Origin of the sequence: Photorhabdus australis DSM 17609, assembly GCF_000711895.1 — a bacterium.
GTDB lineage: Bacteria > Pseudomonadota > Gammaproteobacteria > Enterobacterales > Enterobacteriaceae > Photorhabdus > Photorhabdus australis.
In genome coordinates this window covers 151,639-170,977 of sequence record NZ_KL543985.1, presented here as the reverse complement: position 1 = coordinate 170,977, position 19,339 = coordinate 151,639, and the positions used below count along the sequence as shown (strand labels likewise).

Annotated in this window: 19 protein-coding genes and 1 riboswitch; of the genes, 7 read left to right on the top strand and 12 right to left on the bottom strand. The window is 39.7% G+C overall.

All coding sequences use genetic code 11. From position 1 onward, the window contains the following. The first annotated feature begins 131 nt into the window (after window positions 1-131). Window positions 132-277, top strand: a riboswitch (molybdenum cofactor riboswitch). From moaA to BO26_RS19275, 5 genes are all read left to right on the top strand, one after another. Further along, window positions 267-1,247, top strand: a complete 981-nt coding sequence (moaA, locus tag BO26_RS19295; protein WP_036774382.1) for a GTP 3',8-cyclase MoaA — start codon at window positions 267-269, stop codon at window positions 1,245-1,247. (Overlaps the previous riboswitch by 11 nt.) Before the next feature lie 39 nt (window positions 1,248-1,286). Continuing rightward, window positions 1,287-1,763, top strand: coding sequence for a cyclic pyranopterin monophosphate synthase MoaC (gene moaC / locus BO26_RS19290; protein WP_036774380.1), 477 nt, complete (start codon window positions 1,287-1,289; stop codon window positions 1,761-1,763). Continuing rightward, complete coding sequence (gene moaD, locus BO26_RS19285) at window positions 1,763-2,008, top strand: molybdopterin synthase sulfur carrier subunit (protein WP_036774379.1); 246 nt, start codon at window positions 1,763-1,765, stop codon at window positions 2,006-2,008. Before moaC ends, moaD begins: the two co-directional genes overlap by 1 nt. A 3-nt stretch (window positions 2,009-2,011) precedes the next feature. Next, complete coding sequence (gene moaE / locus BO26_RS19280) at window positions 2,012-2,467, top strand: molybdopterin synthase catalytic subunit MoaE (protein WP_036774377.1); 456 nt, start codon at window positions 2,012-2,014, stop codon at window positions 2,465-2,467. Window positions 2,468-2,772: 305 nt separating this feature from the next. After that, complete coding sequence (locus tag BO26_RS19275) at window positions 2,773-3,483, top strand: Bax inhibitor-1/YccA family protein (protein WP_036774375.1); 711 nt, start codon at window positions 2,773-2,775, stop codon at window positions 3,481-3,483. A 58-nt stretch (window positions 3,484-3,541) separates the two neighbouring features. Here the strand turns inward: BO26_RS19275 and BO26_RS19270 are convergent, their stop codons facing one another. The 6 genes from BO26_RS19270 to BO26_RS25015 form a co-directional block, all read right to left on the bottom strand. Continuing rightward, window positions 3,542-4,648 carry an ABC transporter permease gene (locus BO26_RS19270; RefSeq protein ID WP_036774374.1) on the bottom strand — a complete coding sequence of 369 codons (1,107 nt, stop codon included), beginning with the start codon at window positions 4,646-4,648 and terminating at the stop codon, window positions 3,542-3,544. A 12-nt stretch (window positions 4,649-4,660) separates the two neighbouring features. Then, a complete protein-coding gene (locus BO26_RS19265) occupies window positions 4,661-5,818 on the bottom strand; it encodes an ABC transporter permease (protein WP_036774372.1) in 1,158 nt (385 codons plus the stop codon). Then, window positions 5,815-7,551, bottom strand: coding sequence for an ATP-binding cassette domain-containing protein (locus BO26_RS19260; protein WP_036774371.1), 1,737 nt, complete (start codon window positions 7,549-7,551; stop codon window positions 5,815-5,817). Before BO26_RS19260 ends, BO26_RS19265 begins: the two co-directional genes overlap by 4 nt. Before the next feature lie 9 nt (window positions 7,552-7,560). Further along, window positions 7,561-8,553 carry a secretion protein HlyD gene (gene hlyD / locus BO26_RS19255; protein ID WP_036774368.1) on the bottom strand — a complete coding sequence of 331 codons (993 nt, stop codon included), beginning with the start codon at window positions 8,551-8,553 and terminating at the stop codon, window positions 7,561-7,563. 16 nt (window positions 8,554-8,569) lie between these two features. After that, window positions 8,570-9,256: a transcriptional regulator gene (locus BO26_RS19250; RefSeq protein WP_036774367.1), complete on the bottom strand. Its 687-nt coding sequence runs from the start codon at window positions 9,254-9,256 to the stop codon at window positions 8,570-8,572. Between the two features lie 89 nt (window positions 9,257-9,345). Further along, window positions 9,346-9,504 carry a hypothetical protein gene (locus tag BO26_RS25015; RefSeq protein WP_477707054.1) on the bottom strand — a complete coding sequence of 53 codons (159 nt, stop codon included), beginning with the start codon at window positions 9,502-9,504 and terminating at the stop codon, window positions 9,346-9,348. 55 nt (window positions 9,505-9,559) lie between these two features. Here BO26_RS25015 and rhlE point away from each other — a divergent pair, with 55 nt between their 5' ends. Continuing rightward, window positions 9,560-10,849 carry an ATP-dependent RNA helicase RhlE gene (gene rhlE, locus BO26_RS19245; protein WP_036774365.1) on the top strand — a complete coding sequence of 430 codons (1,290 nt, stop codon included), beginning with the start codon at window positions 9,560-9,562 and terminating at the stop codon, window positions 10,847-10,849. Window positions 10,850-10,852: 3 nt separating this feature from the next. Then, a complete protein-coding gene (dusC, locus tag BO26_RS19240; protein ID WP_036774364.1) occupies window positions 10,853-11,785 on the top strand; it encodes a tRNA dihydrouridine(16) synthase DusC in 933 nt (310 codons plus the stop codon). 83 nt (window positions 11,786-11,868) lie between these two features. Here the strand turns inward: dusC and BO26_RS19235 are convergent, their stop codons facing one another. The 6 genes from BO26_RS19235 to BO26_RS23750 form a co-directional block, all read right to left on the bottom strand. Next, window positions 11,869-12,981: a lipase family protein gene (locus BO26_RS19235; protein WP_036774362.1), complete on the bottom strand. Its 1,113-nt coding sequence runs from the start codon at window positions 12,979-12,981 to the stop codon at window positions 11,869-11,871. Window positions 12,982-13,449: 468 nt separating this feature from the next. Further along, window positions 13,450-14,541 carry a lipase family protein gene (locus BO26_RS19230; RefSeq protein WP_036774358.1) on the bottom strand — a complete coding sequence of 364 codons (1,092 nt, stop codon included), beginning with the start codon at window positions 14,539-14,541 and terminating at the stop codon, window positions 13,450-13,452. Window positions 14,542-14,878: 337 nt separating this feature from the next. Next, the gene (locus BO26_RS19225; protein WP_036774355.1) at window positions 14,879-15,997 is read right to left on the bottom strand and encodes a lipase family protein; all 1,119 of its coding nucleotides are present in this window, start codon (window positions 15,995-15,997) and stop codon (window positions 14,879-14,881) included. Window positions 15,998-16,392: 395 nt separating this feature from the next. After that, window positions 16,393-17,523, bottom strand: coding sequence for a lipase family protein (locus BO26_RS19220; RefSeq protein ID WP_036774351.1), 1,131 nt, complete (start codon window positions 17,521-17,523; stop codon window positions 16,393-16,395). Window positions 17,524-18,183: 660 nt separating this feature from the next. Beyond that, window positions 18,184-19,020: a 3-mercaptopyruvate sulfurtransferase gene (gene sseA / locus BO26_RS19215; protein WP_036774348.1), complete on the bottom strand. Its 837-nt coding sequence runs from the start codon at window positions 19,018-19,020 to the stop codon at window positions 18,184-18,186. Window positions 19,021-19,063: 43 nt separating this feature from the next. Further along, window positions 19,064-19,228 (bottom strand): hypothetical protein, encoded by a 165-nt coding sequence (locus tag BO26_RS23750; RefSeq protein WP_165602891.1) that lies wholly within the window; start codon window positions 19,226-19,228, stop codon window positions 19,064-19,066. Window positions 19,229-19,339 lie beyond the last annotated feature (111 nt).

The following is a 19,339-nucleotide window of genomic DNA, read 5'->3' as shown; positions in this document are numbered from 1 at the left end:
GTCTATTATTTGTTCTTATGTTTTGCTAAGTCATTGTATAATAAATTATATAACGAATGTGGATATTCGCGTTTTTCTTTTTTAAGCGCTAGAATTTATATTGGAATGTCGCTTTACACTAAATCATAGGTGTTGGAATTTAACTCCTGGTCTTTGCATCTAAGTCACCGTTTTGCACAGCGATATGATGTCTTGGCCGTGACCACTGAGTCACCAGGATGTGAGGCAGAAATGCCTGCGTCTGCCATGTCTGGAAAGGTGTTATTGTGGAACAACTCATAGATACTTTTGCCCGCAAATTTTACTATTTGAGGCTATCAATTACTGATGTATGTAATTTTCGGTGCACTTATTGTCTGCCGGAGGGTTATAAACCCCGTGGACATCACTCCTTTTTAACATTATCTGAAATCCGTCTTGTTGGTCGGGCGTTTGCTGCTCTTGGTACAGAGAAAATCCGTTTGACGGGGGGCGAACCGACCATGCGCCGTGATTTCACTGATATCATTTCTTCTATCCGTGAAAATCAGTTGATTAAAACTCTTGCTGTAACGACCAACGGTTATCGGATGGAACGGGATATTGCTAAGTGGAAAGAGGCGGGTTTAACTGCGGTGAATGTCAGTATGGATTCGCTTGATCCCCGCCAGTTTCATGCGATTACCGGACAGGATAAATTTTTTCAGGTAATGGGAGGAATTGATGCGGCATTTGCCGCAGGTTTCAGTAAAGTGAAAGTCAATGTGGTGCTGATGAAAAATGTGAATGATATCAGTCTGCCAGCTTTCCTGCATTGGATAAAAGATCGCCCAATTCAATTGCGGTTTATCGAATTGATGGAAACCGGTGACGGTGGTGAAGTGTTTCGAAAATATCATATTTCTGGTGAAACAATTCGTGAGCGTTTGTTACGCAATGGATGGTATCAACTTCAACGCTCACGTAGTGATGGCCCGGCTCAGGTTTTCAGTCATCCTGATTATCAGGGGGAAATTGGTCTGATTATGCCTTATGAAAAAAATTTCTGCCAAAGCTGTAATCGTCTGCGTGTTTCCGCGATAGGTAATCTTCACTTATGTCTGTTTGGTGAGCAAGGGATACCACTGCGTGATTTGTTATCGAGTGAAGCACAACTGGATGATCTGAAATTGCGTATTCAGGGAGGGTTACGTTATAAACGGGAAACTCATTTCCTTCATCAAGGTGACAGTGGTATCACGCCAAATCTTTCTGTCATCGGCGGTTAATTTGACTGTCTTTTATATTGTTTTTTTCAGGAGCGAGTAATGTCTCAATTGACTCACATTAATTCTACTGGTGAAGCCCATATGGTTGATATTTCTGCGAAAGCCGAAACGTCACGCGAGGCCCGGGCAGAAGCTTTTGTTGAAATGAAACCGGAAACATTAGCAATGATTATTGATGGTCGTCATCATAAAGGTGATGTATTTGCGACTGCCCGGATTGCGGGTATTCAGGCGGCAAAGCGCACATGGGAATTAATCCCGCTGTGTCATCCATTATCGTTAACTAAAGTAGAAATCATGCTAGAAGCCCAGCCAGAACACAACCGGGTGAGAATTGAATCCTGTTGCCGTCTGACGGGGAAAACCGGCGTTGAAATGGAGGCACTGACAGCGGCATCAGTCACGGCTTTGACAATTTACGATATGTGTAAAGCCGTACAAAAAGATATGGTCATCGGGCCAATTCGTTTGCTCGAGAAAATAGGCGGGAAATTAGGCCATTTTAAGGTGGAATAATGATAAAGGTACTATTTTTTGCTCAAATACGGGAGCTGGTAGGTACTGATTCACTGGATTTAGATAATAGTTACACAACCGTTGATAGTTTAAGGAATGCATTAATATCGAAAGGAGAGCGTTGGGCTTTGGCGCTGGAAGATGGAAAATTGTTGTCAGCTGTAAACCAATCTTTTGTTCATGGTGAACATCAATTGCAAGATGGTGATGAAGTGGCTTTTTTCCCGCCAGTGACTGGGGGTTGATTAATGGAAAACACCCGTATTTTTGTTGGCCTGGAAAATTTCAATGTAGGGGATGAGTACGAGTGGCTTTCTCAATGTGATGAAGATGGGGCTATCGTCACTTTCACGGGTAAAGTGCGTAATCATAATTTGGGGGATAGGGTAAGTGAATTAAGGCTGGAACATTATCCCGGAATGACGGAAAAAGTGCTGCGAAGTATTGTTGTTGAAGCACGCAATCGCTGGCCATTGCAGCGAATCAGTATTATCCATCGGGTAGGTACGCTTTATCCTGGTGATGAAATTGTGTTTGTTGGTGTCACTGGTGCGCATCGCAGCATGGCTTTTGACGCTGCTGAATTTATTATGGATTACCTAAAGACAAAGGCGCCTTTCTGGAAAAAGGAGTTCTTGCCTGATGGTGAGCGTTGGGTTGAATCCCGTGAAAGCGATCAGGAAGCAGCGAGACGCTGGTTATGAAGCTATTTCCTATTTTTTGCGAAACGCTTCGAGAACTGATGAGGTAAATAAACGGCTATATACCCTATGGATTTCAAGATGCATCGCGACGGCCAAGGAGCGAATCCCCGGGAGCATAGATAACTATGTGACCGGGGTGAGCGAGTGCAGCCAACAAAGAGGCAACTTGAAAGATGACGGGTATACAAGTAATTATTGAATGGTTAATTGTTTTGATTATATTCTGTGATAATGTATAAAACTTGAATGGGTTGTTGCTGTTAAACAGCCTGAATCTTTAAACATTGTCATAAAAGGTAAGCGTTATGGAGCGATATCCACGCTCAAATGGTTCGATAATCCAACAGGCGGGAACCGGACTGCAAGCTTATATGGCCCAGGTTTATGGTTGGATGACTTGTGGTCTGTTGTTAACCGCGTTTGTGGCTTGGTATGTGTCACAAAATCAGAATGTTGTTGTATATATTTTCTCAAACTCGATACTATTCTATGGATTGATTATTGCCCAGTTTGGGTTGGTTTTCGTCCTCTCTGGCATGATTAACCGCATGGGAGCTTCGTTAGCCACAGGGTTGTTTATGCTCTATTCAGCTCTGACCGGCCTGACGCTTTCCAGTATTTTCGTTGTATATACTCTCGGCTCCATTGCGAGCACTTTTGTCGTGACGGCGGGGATGTTTGGTGCGTTGAGTTTTTACGGCTATACCACCAAACGTAGCTTGAGTGGCCTTGGTAGCTTCTTGTTTATGGGCTTGATCGGTATCATTTTGGCTTCTCTGATTAACTTCTGGTTAAAGAGTGAAGCGCTGATGTGGGCGGTAACCTACATTGGCGTGGTTGTCTTTGCAGGCTTGACCGCTTATGACACTCAGAAGCTGAAAGAGATGGGGGAAGAGCTGGATGTGAATGATAAAGAGAATTTGCGTAAATTCTCTATTGTTGGCGCACTGACTCTATATCTGGATTTCATCAATATGTTCTTAATGCTGTTGCGTATCTTTGGCGATCGCCGCTAAATTCACTAACTTCCTCTGATAAAAAGCCCTGCACAATCAGCATGCAGGGCTGTTTTTATCAAGCAATTTTCCGTCGAAACAACCAATAGGCGAGGTTGCCAGTTGTGGCAGTCAGCGCAAGAAGAGGCCACAGGCTTCTCCAGATGACAGTAAAATCTGCGTCTTTGAGATAAATTTGCTTGGTTATGTCATTAAAATGCCAGATAGGATTAATCCAGGTGAGATTTTGTAACCACCCAGGCATATTTTCAACCGGGGAAATATAACCGGAGATTAAGATGGCAGGCATGATAAAGACAAATACACCAATAAATGCTTGTTGCTGAGTATAACAAAGGGAAGATATTAATAGGCCAAATCCCACCAGCGATAAACTGTATATCAGCATAGCGCAGTAAAACAGCGATAGTGAGCCAGAGAATGGAATTTGATAACAGAAGATGCCAATAGCCAAAACTAATGTTGCCTGGAAGGTAGCCACAACTACAGCAGGAACGGCTTTGCCAATGAAAATTTGCCAGGTGGTCATTGGTGAAATCAGCAATTGATCCAATGTTCCCTGTTCCCTTTCACGAGCAATTGACAGTGCAGTGACAGTTAATATTCCAACGGTGGTAATCAGTGCAACTAAAGACGGTACGACGAACCATTTATAATCGAGATTAGGATTATACCAGTTGCGGATTACCAACTCGCTATTATTAGCTTTTGGTATATTACCCGTTAGCTCTTGTTGATAGTTCATGACAATTTCCTGGATATAACTTGCAGCAATTTGAGCGCTGTTTGAGTTACGCCCATCTAGCAATACCTGGAGGGAAATTGGGTCATGATTGGCAATTTTAGCACTGAAATCTTGAGGGAAACGTACCACTAGCAAGGCTTTCTGGTGATCGATGACTGACTGTATTTCTTGTGAGTTACTCAGTGATATCACATCAGGAAATGCTTTTGATTTTGCTAACCGCTGAGTGAGTTCGATGGAAGCTTTGCCTTTATCTTCATCAAAAATAGCAATAGTTGCGTTAGTTACATCAAGTGTTGCTGATAGTGGGAATAGGATCATCTGAAAGATAACCGGCATAACCAATATAGCTCGTGTCTGAGGATCTCTGAGCAGAGACTGTAATTCTTTAATAATCAGTGTGTAAAGACGATAAAACATGACAGTTCCTTTCTAATCCAAACGACGCCGAGTTTTCCATGCAGTCAGACCAATAAATAAAACTGCAGAGGCAATCAGTAGTAGCAGGTTTATCATCAACACCGTGCTGATATTTCCAGCCAAAAATAGAGTATGCAGGCTGCTAACAAAATAACGTGCTGGGATGAAATAGGTTACTACCTGAATAAATGCAGGCATGCTGTTTATTTCGAAAATAAAGCCAGAAAGCATAATTGCCGGCAGAAAAGCGACATTCAACGCGATCATTGCTGCATTAAACTGATTACGTGTAACGGTAGAGATTAGTAGCCCGATACCAAGCGCAGTGGCTAAATAGAGGCTGGTAATTGCAGATAGTATCCACAGTGAGCCGCGGAATGGTACACCCAGTATGAATACTGACACTAGCATACAGAGCACCATGGCGAGAGATCCCAGTACTTGATAAGGCAAGAGTTTGGAAAGCAGTAGTTCGGTGCGGGTAATTTGTGTAGAAAGTAGGGCCTCCATCGTACCGCGTTCCCATTCCCGCGCAACGACTAATGATGTCAGGATTGCACCAATGACGGTGATGATAATGGTTATTGCGCCGGGAATAATGAAATGCTGGCTGATTGTCGCGGGATTAAACCAATAACGGACTTGCATATCAATTAATGGCGTAGCAGAGTTTCCCAGATCCTGTCCCTTTTGTTGCAGCCAAATTTGCCATATTCCTTTAGCGTAACTTTGTACAAAACTTGCTGTATTAGGTTCACTACCGTCAGTAATGACTTGTATCTGAGCCTTACCATCAGGGCGGGCAAGTTGGGCATCGAAATTTACAGGGATAACAATGAGTCCGCGTATTTCTCCTGATTGCATCATATTAATTAATTGTTGGCGATTATCGCTGATCTTGGGTTCTATGTATGGAGAACCGGCAAAAGCATGTATTAGCTCACGGGCATCTTTACTTTGCTGCTCCACCAGAATACCAATACGCACTGTACTGGAGTCGAGATTAATACCGTACCCGAAGATAAACAGCAGAATCAGTGGAATGACAATAGAAATTAACCCGCTGGTGGGATCACGTAAGATCTGTTTGGTTTCTTTTACACAAAGTGCTTTTAGTCGCCACCAGGAGAAGTGAACCGCTTTCTGTGGAGCATGTTGCTTTAGGTTCATTGCGGCTCCTCATCATAGTTAATAACCAGATCAATAAATGCTTGTTCCATTGATGGGTCAGGATTTTCGTCAGTAGCAACTTGCTGTTTTAAATCATCTGGCGTTCCGGCAGCAATCAATTTACCGCGGAATATTAGCCCTATTCGATCACAATATTCTGCTTCGTCCATAAAGTGAGTGGTAACCATAACGGTAACGCCCTTATCTACCATACCATTGATATGCAACCAGAATTCACGCCGTATCTGCGGATCAACACCAGAAGTTGGTTCATCCAGAAATAGAATATCTGGCTCATGCATGAGTGCGCAGGATAGGGCAAGACGTTGTTTATATCCCAGAGGCAATTCGTCGGTCGCCTGATGTAAAACGGATTTGAGATTAAATGCATCGACCATACCATCAATTTTTTCTTTTTGTTTACGCCCACGTAAGCCATAAATGCCTGAAAAGAATTTTAGGTTTTGTTCAACGGTCAGGTTGCCATATAGTGAAAATTTCTGAGCCATGTAACCCAGATGTTGACGAGCTTTCCCTGAACTGATCTTGAGATCCATTCCTAATACCAGCGCCTTACCTCCAGTCGGTACCATGAGTCCGCACATCATTTTAAACGTCGTCGATTTACCGGCGCCGTTCGGGCCAAGTAAGCCAAAGATTTCTCCACGTTTTACTTGAAAATCGACGTGATCAGTAGCAGCAAAATCGCCAAATTTTTTGGTTAGATCCTGTGCTTCAATCACTACTTCTGTAGGGTTGACGTTAATTTGCGGCATGATTTCTGCCAGTTCTGAGTGGCGGGCAGGGCCGCCACCGAGTAAGTCTATAAAAGCATCTTCAAAGCGAGGAGAAGTCTTAATAATTTCGGCATCAGGTAGCTCAAGTTGGTTAAGCAGAGTTTGTGGGGAAGCATCAGGTTTGAGGATAAGACGCACATATTTACCCTGAATCACGCCGTCTGTTACCAATGGTAGGGTAAGGGCGTGTTGCAGTGTTTTTCGACGGGAATCCTGCTTGGTACCGAGCAGGAAAGAACGCCCGGACATCTTTTGGGTTAATTTCTGCGGTTGCCCACTGTAGAGTAGTTTTCCTTGACTAAGTAACAGGACGTCGCGGCATCGCTCAGCTTCATCCAAATAGGAAGTACTCCAGAGGATCAGCATGCCATCATCTGCCAGTTCGTGAACCATCCGCCAGAGTTCGCGGCGGGCTATCGGATCAACGCCAACTCCGGGTTCGTCCAATAGTAGCACTTTGGGTTTGCCAAGCAGTGTACAGGCCAGCCCCAATTTTTGCTTCATACCTCCTGAAAGCTTCCCGGCCAGTCGTCCTGTAAAACGGGTAAGGTCAGTGAAAGCGAGTAATTGCTCGTAGGTCTCTTTACGCTCGTTACCCAATACTCCGCGTAGGTCTGCGTACAGATTCAGATTTTCTAATACGGTCAGATCTTCATACAGACCAAATTTCTGTGGCATATAACCCAATTCAAATCGTACTTCTACGCCATTTTTAATTGGATCCAGTCCCATTATTTCAATAGAACCGCTGTCTGGCTTTAATAGGCCAGCTAACATGCGTATCAGTGTGGTTTTTCCCGCGCCATCGGGTCCTACAAGTCCGGTGACAGAACCACCGTAAATCTCTGCCGTCAGGCGGGATACCGCAGGATTATTCAGACCGGGAAAAGTTTTCTCTACTTTTTCCAATTTTATCGTATATGCAGAGCTGTTCATGACAGCGCCTTATTTGTCTGAGTCAGGAAAATGCAAGGTAATTGGCATACCTTGACGTAGAGCATCATCTGGGTCGGTAACAATAATGCGTAACCGATAGACCAAATCGGTGCGTAGGTCCGGTGTTTCGACATTCTTTGGCGTAAATTCAGCTGTTGGCGAAATAAAACCAATTTTGCCGTGATAAGGTTTATCTTTGCGGCTGTCAGTGTAGAGTAAGATTTCACGTCCAGGAGTCGCCTGTCCAAGATGGTTTTCACTGATATAAGCTCTCACCCAAACTGGATTAGTCAGAGAAAGAGTAAACACGGTATTACCTGCTGCCAGCATCGTGCCTGGCTCAATTGCACGGGTTAGGATGGTGCCGGGTGAGGGGGAGGTCAGGTGAGTATCTTGTAACTCCAATTCAGCTTGAGCAACAGCCGCCTCGGCTTGAGCAAGTTGGCCTTTTGCTTCTGCAATTTCTTCTTTACGATAGCCGGCCTGGAACTGATTCAGTTTATCTTTTGCCGCTTGTAAAGCGGCTAGTGCTTGATTGCGGTTAGTCTTGGCATCTTCTAATTCGTTGGCTGAAATAACTTTACTTTGCCACAAACCTTGCTGACGCTTGAGGAAATTATCAGCAAAACGCCAGGCCGCTTCACGTTGTGCAACTTCCGAACGCACTTGTGCAATTTCTTCAGTACGATAGCCATACTCCATCATCGCCAGATGCGCCTTAGCACTGTTGCGTGTGGCTTTTGCTTTATTAAGTGCGTTAACGAATGGCGTATTGTCCAATTGGCCAATTACCTGATTTGCGGTGATAGTATCGCCTTCGTCAACTTGCAGGCTGGAGAGTTTTCCACCAACCCGGAAGCTAAGATTGACCGTGCGTATATCTACATTACCGTAGAGTGTCAACGTATTATCATTTTTACTCTGATAATAGTAACTTCCTAAAATAGTGCCAAGAATAACAGAGACTACCAATATTATTAGTACCAGTTTTTTGCTGTACATGATATGCCTTATTGTTCTAATTGTATGAATTGTATTTTTTAAGTCCGTTTAATAATAAATCGATATGTTGAATGAGGATTTGGTCAATCAGTTTGTACTCGTTTGGCCCGATATTATCCCAGCTTGTCTGGCGTAATAAGGTTTCCCGTGCCATTCGGAAAGAGAGAATTTCACCCATCAAAGCGTGTGTATGGAGCATAGTAGAAAGCTGATGTTCATCAGCACCGATATAGTTGGCAATTAGCTTATTTAATCTATTGTGGAGAGGAGCTAATGCCTGCTCATGGATCAAAGTATAGGCATCGGTTGGGACTAACTGCTCTCTGGCCATTATTAGGCTGATGTTGATACTTTCTTTTTCAATCATCAGACGATTAATTCCAAGAAATCCTTCATGAATTAGTCTCAGTATATTTTCTGGTGAATAAGGAGTTGGTGATGAAAAAAAATCATCAATTTCTTTAAAAAGATCAGTAAATTCAGTCTTTATTGTGTCAGTAATATATTGGGCCACCGCCTGATAAAGTCCTTCTTTAGAGCCAAAATAATAAGCTATGGAGGAAATGTTTTGTCGAGCACGGCATGCTATTTCCCTGGTCGTTGCTCCAGCCAGTCCGGATTTACCGAAAATCTCAAGGGCTGCTTTAAGTAGCTGTTGTTTGGCCTGTTCGCCTCTGGGGGTTTGAATGTTGTTGACTGACATGGATAGGGATCCTGTTGCAAATAATCAAAAGACTTAAACAAAATATCAATCATATGGTTAACCTTATACTTATAGTAAATCAATGTAAATTACAGAAAAATGTCACTGATCATGAAAACTGCCGGGTGAATACCTGTAGTTTTAGTTGCATCATCAGAAAATATATCTGATATAATAGTTCGGATATGGTGCATTGCAGTTTGTGTTATTTCCTTTGTGGTATTTACCGCGTCTGATTTTCTTCCCATAAAACTGCCCCTGAATGTAGTTCAGGAATGGTGAAGTCTGGAGTATTTCTTATTTATGAGTTTTGAATCACTCGGCTTAGGTGCTGATATTTTGCGTGCCATTGAAGAACAAGGTTATTCAGCGCCAACGCCAATCCAACAGCAGGCAATCCCTGTCGTATTAGCTGGTAAAGATTTATTAGCCAGTGCTCAAACAGGCACGGGTAAAACCGCAGGTTTTACATTACCGATGTTGCAATTGCTAAATAATTCCCCTGTTCAAACGAAAGGACGTCGACCAGTCAGAGCATTGATTCTGACACCAACCCGTGAGTTGGCGGCTCAGGTTGGCGAAAATGTACGTGATTACAGCAAATATCTTAGATTGCGTTCTCTGGTTGTCTTTGGGGGAGTTAGCATTAACCCTCAGATGATGAAATTGCGTGGTGGTGTAGATATTTTGGTCGCAACACCGGGTCGTTTACTGGATCTTGAACACCAGAATGCGGTTGATCTATCGCGGGTAGAAATTTTGGTATTGGATGAAGCCGACCGTATGCTGGACATGGGTTTTATTCATGATATCCGTCGGGTACTGAATAAGTTGCCACCGAAACGACAAAATCTACTGTTTTCTGCTACGTTCTCTGACGATATCAAAAAATTAGCTAATAAATTACTGCATAATCCTGTCAGTGTTGAAGTTGCTCGCCGTAACTCTGCTTCTGAACAGATTGAACAATTTGTCCATTTTGTAGATAAAAAGCGTAAAGGCGAGTTGCTTTCTTTCCTGATTGGCAGCCGTAACTGGCAGCAGGTTTTGGTCTTTACTCGTACCAAACATGGAGCGAACCGTTTGGCAGAACAGTTGAATAAAGATGGCGTAACAGCCTCTGCTATTCATGGTAACAAGAGCCAGGGAGCAAGAACGCGTGCTCTGGCTGATTTTAAAGAGGGTCGGATCAGAGTGTTAGTCGCGACAGATATTGCTGCCCGTGGTCTGGATATCGATCAACTGCCTTATGTCGTGAACTTTGAATTACCCAATGTATCTGAAGATTATGTCCACCGTATTGGTCGTACTGGGCGGGCAGATGCTACGGGGCAGGCACTTTCTCTGGTATGTGTTGATGAGCATAAATTGCTGAAAGATATTGAGCAGCTGTTGAAACGGGAGATTCCCCGCATGGCAATCCCCGGATATGAGCCAGATCCAACCATCAAAGCTGAACCTATTCAGAATGGCCGTCAGGCACGTGGTGATAGTCGTCAGAAAAATAGCCATCGTCGTTCTGGATCACCTTCGCGTCAGCGTAGCCACAATCATGCGGATGCATCAAAGAAAGCGCCTAACATCAGAGGTTAATTAATGCGGGTTTTACTGGCTCCGATGGAAGGCGTGCTGGACTCTTTAGTCAGAGAACTGCTGAGTGAAATCAATGAGTATGATTTGTGTATTACGGAGTTCTTGCGAGTTGTTGATAGCCTGTTGCCAGTAAAATCTTTTTATAAGCTTTGCCCTGAACTGCGTAACCAAAGCCGGACACTATCCGGTACTTTGGTACGGATTCAACTCTTGGGCCAATATCCGCAATGGCTGGCAGAAAACGCGGCGCGAGCAGTTGAATTAGGGTCCTATGGTGTCGATTTAAACTGTGGTTGCCCGTCGAAAACGGTCAACGGTAGCGGTGGTGGAGCGACGTTGCTAAAAGATCCGGAGCTGATTTATCAGGGGGCAAAAGCCATGCGTGAAGCTGTACCTTCTCATTTGCCTGTGACAGTCAAAGTTCGTCTGGGTTGGGATAGTGGTGAACGGCAATTTGAAATTGCTGATGCCGTGCAACAAGCGGGTGCAACGGAAATTACTATTCATGGGCGGACTAAAGAGGATGGTTATAAAGCGGAACGCATTAACTGGCAAGCGATTGGTGAAATTCGTCAGCGTCTTTCTATTCCGGTGATTGCCAATGGCGAGATTTGGGATTGGCAAAGTGCACAAAATTGTATGGATGTTACAGGTTGTAATGCTGTCATGATTGGACGTGGAGCGCTTAATGTTCCCAATTTGAGCAGGGTAGTAAAATATAACGAGCCAAAAATGCACTGGCATGAAGTTGTTCAATTGTTGCAAAAATATGTTCGATTGGAAAAACAAGGTGATACCGGACAATATCATGTTGCTCGTATTAAACAATGGCTCGGTTATTTACGGAAAGAATACGAAGAAGCAACCGCTCTCTTTGAAGAAATAAGGAAGTTAAAAACGTCTGCTGATATAGCACATGTAATTTCTTTAACCTAATTATTGATTAAGAACCCATTATTGTAATGGAACCTTTAATCAGGTTCCATTTTCTTAATCAGCGGAGGGACAATACGATAAATTTATTTAGTATCGTTGCTACCTTGGGCTATAAATGAGAAAAGCTCACCAATATTACGAGCAAGGCCATCGTTAATCACAACAATATCATGATCAGTAGGCGGATTAGAACTATCTTTAGCTGAAACTAAGCTCATACCATACTGCTCGGTATAGGCATTAATGTGTTGAAATACGAGTTGTTCAATTAATCCTGGAGAAGGTTTTGAATGAGATTTAGTAAAAGGTAAATCTGGGGTAAGGTGGGTATAGTTTTTATCCTTCACAAGATAGATAAGCCCATTAACTAATAAAAATGATATTGGATAGAGCGCTTTAATTTCTTCTAACCCTTTTACGTGCCAGGCTAAAGTAACGACATCCTTACGATTATGTATCCTTAGAAAATCACTTTTATAACTCGGTACTAATGTTCCGTTAAAAACAGATTCAGCATAGGATGCGAAAATATCGTTACCAGTAGTTGGGTTAGCAGAGGCGCAAACATGAATACGGATATTATTATTTCCTTTATCAATGTACCGCCTCTTTAAATACAGGCCAACAGTAGAAGCTAGTACACCGCCTAAACTGTGTCCGGTAAGAGTGATATTTTTTACTCCCTCTTCCTGAGCAATTTTATCAACTGCATCAATCAGTGATTCACCATAGCCAGGTATGTTATTACTCTTTATTTGATTAATAACATAGTCTAAGGCGATGTGGGTTCCTTTCGAAATTTTAGCATTTTTAGGGGCTTTGGGGTCCCAAATTGACCAGCTTTCAGTTGTACCTACATTAAAGTTTTCATCACGCCAGTTCACATCAGACCATGATCCACGAATAACAATCCGATAATCATTTGGGATTGTGAGATTTTTCACAATGAATAAAACATGATCATCTTTTTTATCTATAACACTTTTTTTCTTATTAACATCAACACTACCAACACGAAAAACAGCAGGTCCCCAAACGATGGCGAACTTATTTGCTGTTATCTTACTGCTTTCTAATGACTTTTTAATATTTTCTGCGACGATAGCCGGTTCTGAGTTATAAGTTAATATACTTCCTGAGCTGCTAATAAAGCTTAACGCTAGATTTATTTTTTGATCTTCAATAGAAATAGTCATTTTTACTTCCAACTTTTTTATATGATAAATGTTAATTTAATGTTTCGGTATTGACATTAATAACCGATTTTTTATTTTAAATAAAAGTTAAAAACAAAATTAAAGTTTGTGATAACCTTTAATTTAGCTACATATAAGTATAGAGTATTTTAATGTTAATTTGTTTAACAAAATAAATTATCTATTATGAGGTTTAAAATAAGCGATAAAAATTACGCTATGTTTTTGTAAGATTATGTTAATTATTAGTAATGATCATATGGAGAAAGTAGTGATGATATTTTCTATGGAAAATGATTTAAATTGGTATCTACAAAAGCGAGTGATAGTGAATTGGCGTAATTTTAGTGATATGTAGGAAGAAGCAATGTGCTTACTCTATTCAGACGAAACTTATTTCAATGAATGGAACCTTTAATAAAGGTTCCATTTATGATGAATTAAAAAAATATATGTGACATAGTAAAGTTATGTCATGTCGCTCTCATCTTTAATTAGAGATGTACAACAGTCAGGAATATGTTCAGATAAATCACTGTCAACCACAACAATATCGTAATTGTCAGGTACATTTGAATTACACTTAAATTCTTTGTAGGACATGTTATAACAGTGGGGATATGCCTTAATATGTTGCTCCATTATACTTTTAGGGAAGTTTAGTGATTTATCTAACTTCTTTGGAAAACATAACGCTGGGGAGAGTTGAGTATAGTGTATATGGCGGGTTTTATGGATGTAAATCTTAACGCCAATTATTACTATTGGCTTAGGATAGAGCTTTTCAATTGTCTTTAAATCATTTTTAGCCCATGCTAATGGAACGATATCATTGATATTATAAATTCTCAGAAAATTACTTTCATAAGAATCAGAGTCTAATGTTCCTTTAAAGAAAGAGTCGGAATAGGATGCAAAAATATCATTACCAGCAGTGGGGCCTGCAAAGGTACAAGCATGAATACGTATATTTTTATTGTTGATGTAGTGCCTTTTAAGATATAAACCAAGGGTAGAAGCCATTACACCACCCAGACTGTGCCCTATGACAGTAATGTTCTGTATTCCTTTTTGCTGGGCAATTTTATCAATTGCATCAATTATCGATTCTTCCGGGCCTGTGTCTGTAGGGTTATATTTTACTTGGTTGAGAATATAGTTTAATGCTTTGTCTGTTCCCTTAGAAATCTTAGCATTATTAGGTGCTTTTGGGTCCCATTTTAACCAATCTACAGTTTCCAATACATTAAGATCTTCATTAAACGCGTTAATATTAGACCATGTTCCCCGAATGACAAGGCGATAATCACTTGAATCAGTACAATTTTGCACAATCATTAAAACATGATCATATCTTTTATCATGGTATTTTTTATCGGCGCGGAATATAGCCGGTCCCCAACAGATAGAGAATTTACCCGCTGTTGCCTTACTGTTGTTAAGTGATGTATAAATATCTGTCTTAATGGTGCTTTTTTTGTCCGGTTTATCGGTTTCTCCAGAATTAATGATAAGGCTTAATGCGAGATTTAATTTTTGATCTTCACAAGATATAGGCATTTTTACCTCCCAAATTTTTTCATATGATAAATGTTGATTTGGTGTTTAGGTTCAAACATCACAGTTTGATTTTTTGCATCTTCTGTTTAAATGGAAAATATAGTTAATTTTAAAGTTAATAATGAATTTTGTATCTGTCAAATGTGTACAAAGATTTTTTTAATATTATTTTATTTGGCAACATGTAAACTATTTATTTTGAAATTAAATATGAGTGATAAAAATGATGTGTAAAATAATTTCATGGAAATACCATACATCTTTGGACGGTTATATATAATGTTTGTTTAATTAATTGCAGTGAATGGAACCTTTAATAAAGGTTCCACTTATCTCATCATGTAATACTGATTTTACCTTTGGTTAAAAATTTGAAGAGATCAACGATACTTTCGGATAGGCTATCATTAACTACAACAATGTCGTAATCAGTCGGTATATTTGAATTATCATCAATAGTGATGAAACTCATTCCATACTCTTTGGTATAAGCTTTAGTATGTTGATTTCCAATATTAACCAATAAATCGTCAAACGACGCTATTGGTAATATTGGAATCTGTGAGTGAATAGGTAAATCTGGGAAAATTTGCGTGTAATTCTTATCAAGGACAGAAATGATAAGCGCATTAACTGTTACAGTTAATACTGGATAGATAGCTTTAACTTCCTCTAAACCTTTTATATACCAGGCCAGGGGAACGACATCTATGCTATTATGAATTCTCAGAAAATTACTTTTATAGCCGGCTACTGATGTTTCATTGAAAATAGATTCAGAGTAGGATGCAAAAATATCATTACCAGCAGTTGGTCCTGCAAAAGCACAAACATGAATACGAATATTATTATTTCCTTTATCAAGGTACCGTCTCTTTAGATATAGACCAATGGTAGCAGACAGAACCCCTCCCAAACTATGACCTGTGATAGTAATATTTTGTATTCCTTCTTTCTGAGCGATTTTATCAATTGCATCAGTGAGCGACTCTCCATAACCCGGAGGGTTGTTGCTTCTCATTTGGTTAATAATGTAATCCAATGCCATGTTTGTTCCATAAGCAATCTTCGCATTTTCGGGTGAGTTTGAATCCCATAGTTTCCAATCTTTAGTTTTACAGACAATGACATCTTCATTAAGCCAGTTAATATCAGACCATGATCCCCGAATGACAACACGGTAGTCACTTGGATTATGGCGATTTTGCACAATGAGTAAAACGTGATCGTCCTTTTTGTCTATAACACTTTTTTTCTGATCAATATCGTCAACACGAAATACAGCAGGCCCCCAAACGATAGAGAATTTATTCGCTGTGGCCTTGCTGCTTTCCAGTGATTTTTGAATATTTTCTGAAACGATACCGGGTTCTGATTTGTCAGTTTTTATACCTCCAGAGTTGATAATAAAGCTGAGCGCGAGATTTACTTTTTGGTCTTCACGAAAAATAGTCATTTTTACTCCCTATTTTTTATATGATAAATGTTAAATCGATGCTTAGGTTTAAACATTAAGAATCAATGTTTTTAATCTTCTATTCAGGTAAAAAGTGGTATTTAACTTAAAGTTAATGATATCTTCTAAATCTGTCAAATAAACGTGTGGAAATTTTATATTATTTTGTTCGATGAGGTTTGAATTATTTATAGTAAAATTAAAATCAAATAGTAATGACTATATGTTGAATGATTACATGTGAATATTATTATGAATATCTAAATAAATGATAATGAATTAGTATTATTTGGAAAGAGATAATTCTATTGTTATATTTAATTAAATATTATTATGTTTAATGGAGCCGTTAATAAAGGCTCCATTTTTTGGATAAGAAATTAATATAAACTAAATTATGCAATATTGGTGTCATCGCCAGGTAGAGGTATACGTGATAAATAGGCGATGATATCTTGAGATAAATTACCATTAATAACAACAATATCATCAATAGGTGGTTTAGTTCCGTCATTAACTTCAACTAAATTCATACCATATTGATTAGCGTATGCTTTAATATGTTGGAAAACGACCTGATTATTTAAATCTGGTAATGATTCTAACAGCGGTGCAGTAAAAGGTAAATCTGGAATAAGTTTTGTATAATTTTTATCTTTTACAATAAGGACAATTTTTTGAAATTTATTCATTAATTCTTTATCAATTTTAATCAGTGGTTCATAGATAGTAGGAATTTGTTCTAATCCATCGAGATGCCAGATTAAAGAAATGATATCCTTACGATTATGGACTCGTAAGAAATGACTTTTATAGCTTTTTGTAGATATGGAATTAAAAATAGATTTAATGTAGGACGAAAAAACATTGTTGCCAGTAATTGGACTGGCAAAAGCGCAGACATTAATACGGATATGATTTTTTCCTTTATTAAGGTACAACCGTTTTAAGTATAATCCAAGGGTAGAGGCCAGTACCCCCCCTAAACTATGTCCTGTAATAGTAATATTGTGTATTCCTTTTTCTTGGGAAATTTTATCAATTGCGTCAATCAGTGATTCCCCATAGCCAGGAGTATTATTACTTTTTGCCTGGTTAACAATATAGTCTAATGCTAAGTGTGTTCCATAAGAAATCTTAGCGTCTTTGAAGTCTTCGGGAATATTGGTATCCCAAAGTGACCAGTTTACAGTTTCGTGTACAGCAAAATTTTCAATTTGCCAATTAACGTCAGACCATGATCCACGAATAACGATTCGATAGTCATATGGAAATCTACGGTTTTTTACAATGAATAATACATGGTCGTCTTTGTTATCCTTGGCATTTTTTCTATTATCAATACGAAAAACAGCAGGACCCCAAACGATAGAGAATCTATTAGCTGTAATTATACTATTTTCCAATGATTCTTTAATGTTTTCTGCGACGAGAGTTGGTTCTGATTGCTCGGTGGTTATGCTTCCTGAGCCACTAATAAAGCTTAGCGCAAGATTTATTCTTTGATCTTGAAGGGAAATAGTCATTTTCATTCTCCGTTTTTATGATATAAATAATGATATTATGTCCTGGTTAGAATATTAATATTCAACTCTCTTATATACCTGTTATCTTTCAAGTTGCCTCTTTGTTGGCTGCACTCACTCATCCCGGTCACATCGTTATCTATGCTCCCGGGGATTCGCTCCCTTGCCGTCGCGATCCATCTTGAAATCTATTGGGTATAACCTATTTCACTAGGATATTTTATTTATTATTCTTGTTTCTACCCGCTGTCCATATCTACGATTTATTAACAAGAATGTCTTGCAACAATAACTCTTGTTGGAATAATAGCTTAATATTATTTTTAAATAAAATATAGAGTTGAATTTTAAGTTAATGATAATAATATTTAAACTTACAAATATACTTGTTTAATTATTTTATGTAACTTTGTTTGATAAAAACAACATTAATTAATAAGTTAAATAATAACGATATGGAAATTATTGGATGGGATGTTATTGATTGCCGAAAATGCATATCAGAATGTTCGTAATAAATAGTCGTTATACCTGTTATCTTTCAAGTTGCTTCTCGTCGCGATGCATATTGAAATCTATTGGGTATATACTATTTACAAAGCTAATGTTCAGTCGTTTATTTATTTCAGGGCATAGGATAAATATGCCCTTTGGTGTTAATTATTTCTCCAGTGGCAGGGTATCATCTGCTCCCCATTCAGCCCATGAACCGTCATATAAATAAGCATCTTTTTTGCCGATTATATCTAAACCTAGTACTAAAACAGCGGCTGTCATACCTGAACCACAACTGGTAATAACAGGTTTGCTTAAATCAACATGTTGCTTGCGAAAAATATCTGTAATTTCGGTTACTGATTTAAAATGACCATTTTCTACCAGCATAGTCCACGGAACATTTTTACTACCAGGAATATGGCCCATCCTTAGTCCAGGACGCGGCTCAGGTGCTTTAGCCTGAAAACGGTCTGTTGCTCTGGCATCCACGATTTGAAATTGTGGATCATGGAGTGAAGTCAGAATTTGTTCCAGTGATTTCACTTTGCTGGTATCGAAATCGGTATTAAAAATTTGAGGATTGCGTGTCACTTCACCTGATTCTGTTGGAAATCCTGCTTGTTGCCAGCCTTGTAAACCCCCGTCAAGAATACGAACATTGTGGCAACCGAATACCTTAAATGTCCACCATGCGCGAGGGGCGGAGAACATATTACCTTGGTCATAAATCACGACTAAATGGTTCTCGCTAATACCCATTGTCCCAACAGCCTGACTGAAAATTTGCGGATCTGGCAACATATGAGGTAATCCGCTTTGATGATCTGCAATTTTATCCAAATCAAAAAATTGGGCGCCAGGAATGTGTATATCTAGCCAGAGCTTATGGCAATCGATTTGTTGAGGTGGCGGTGGTGCGGTTGCATCAATGATGACGAGATTCTCATCATCAAAATGATCTTTTAGCCATTGAGCACTGACGAAGTATGAATTATTCATGGGGCCCTCATTTATATAAAAGTTAAAATAGTGTCTCGGTCCGTTATCGTTGCTGTACCGGCGCTGTGGTTGTTTCTTGCTGCTGGCTGGTTGGTGGTTCTATCGGTGTAGTTGAGCGGGTATACATGTTGAGGCCCGCCAGGAATACGCCGCCAATTGAACCAAATGCAAAAAGGATAGCGATGAAAGTGAGAAGTGGTTTTTTCATTTATTATTCTCTGGTGATCTAGAAAATAGGAAGTATATAGGGTTCTGAATAGCTGACAAGGCAATAACCAATTTACTTTATGGATAATGAATAATGCTTTGAATTGATGAA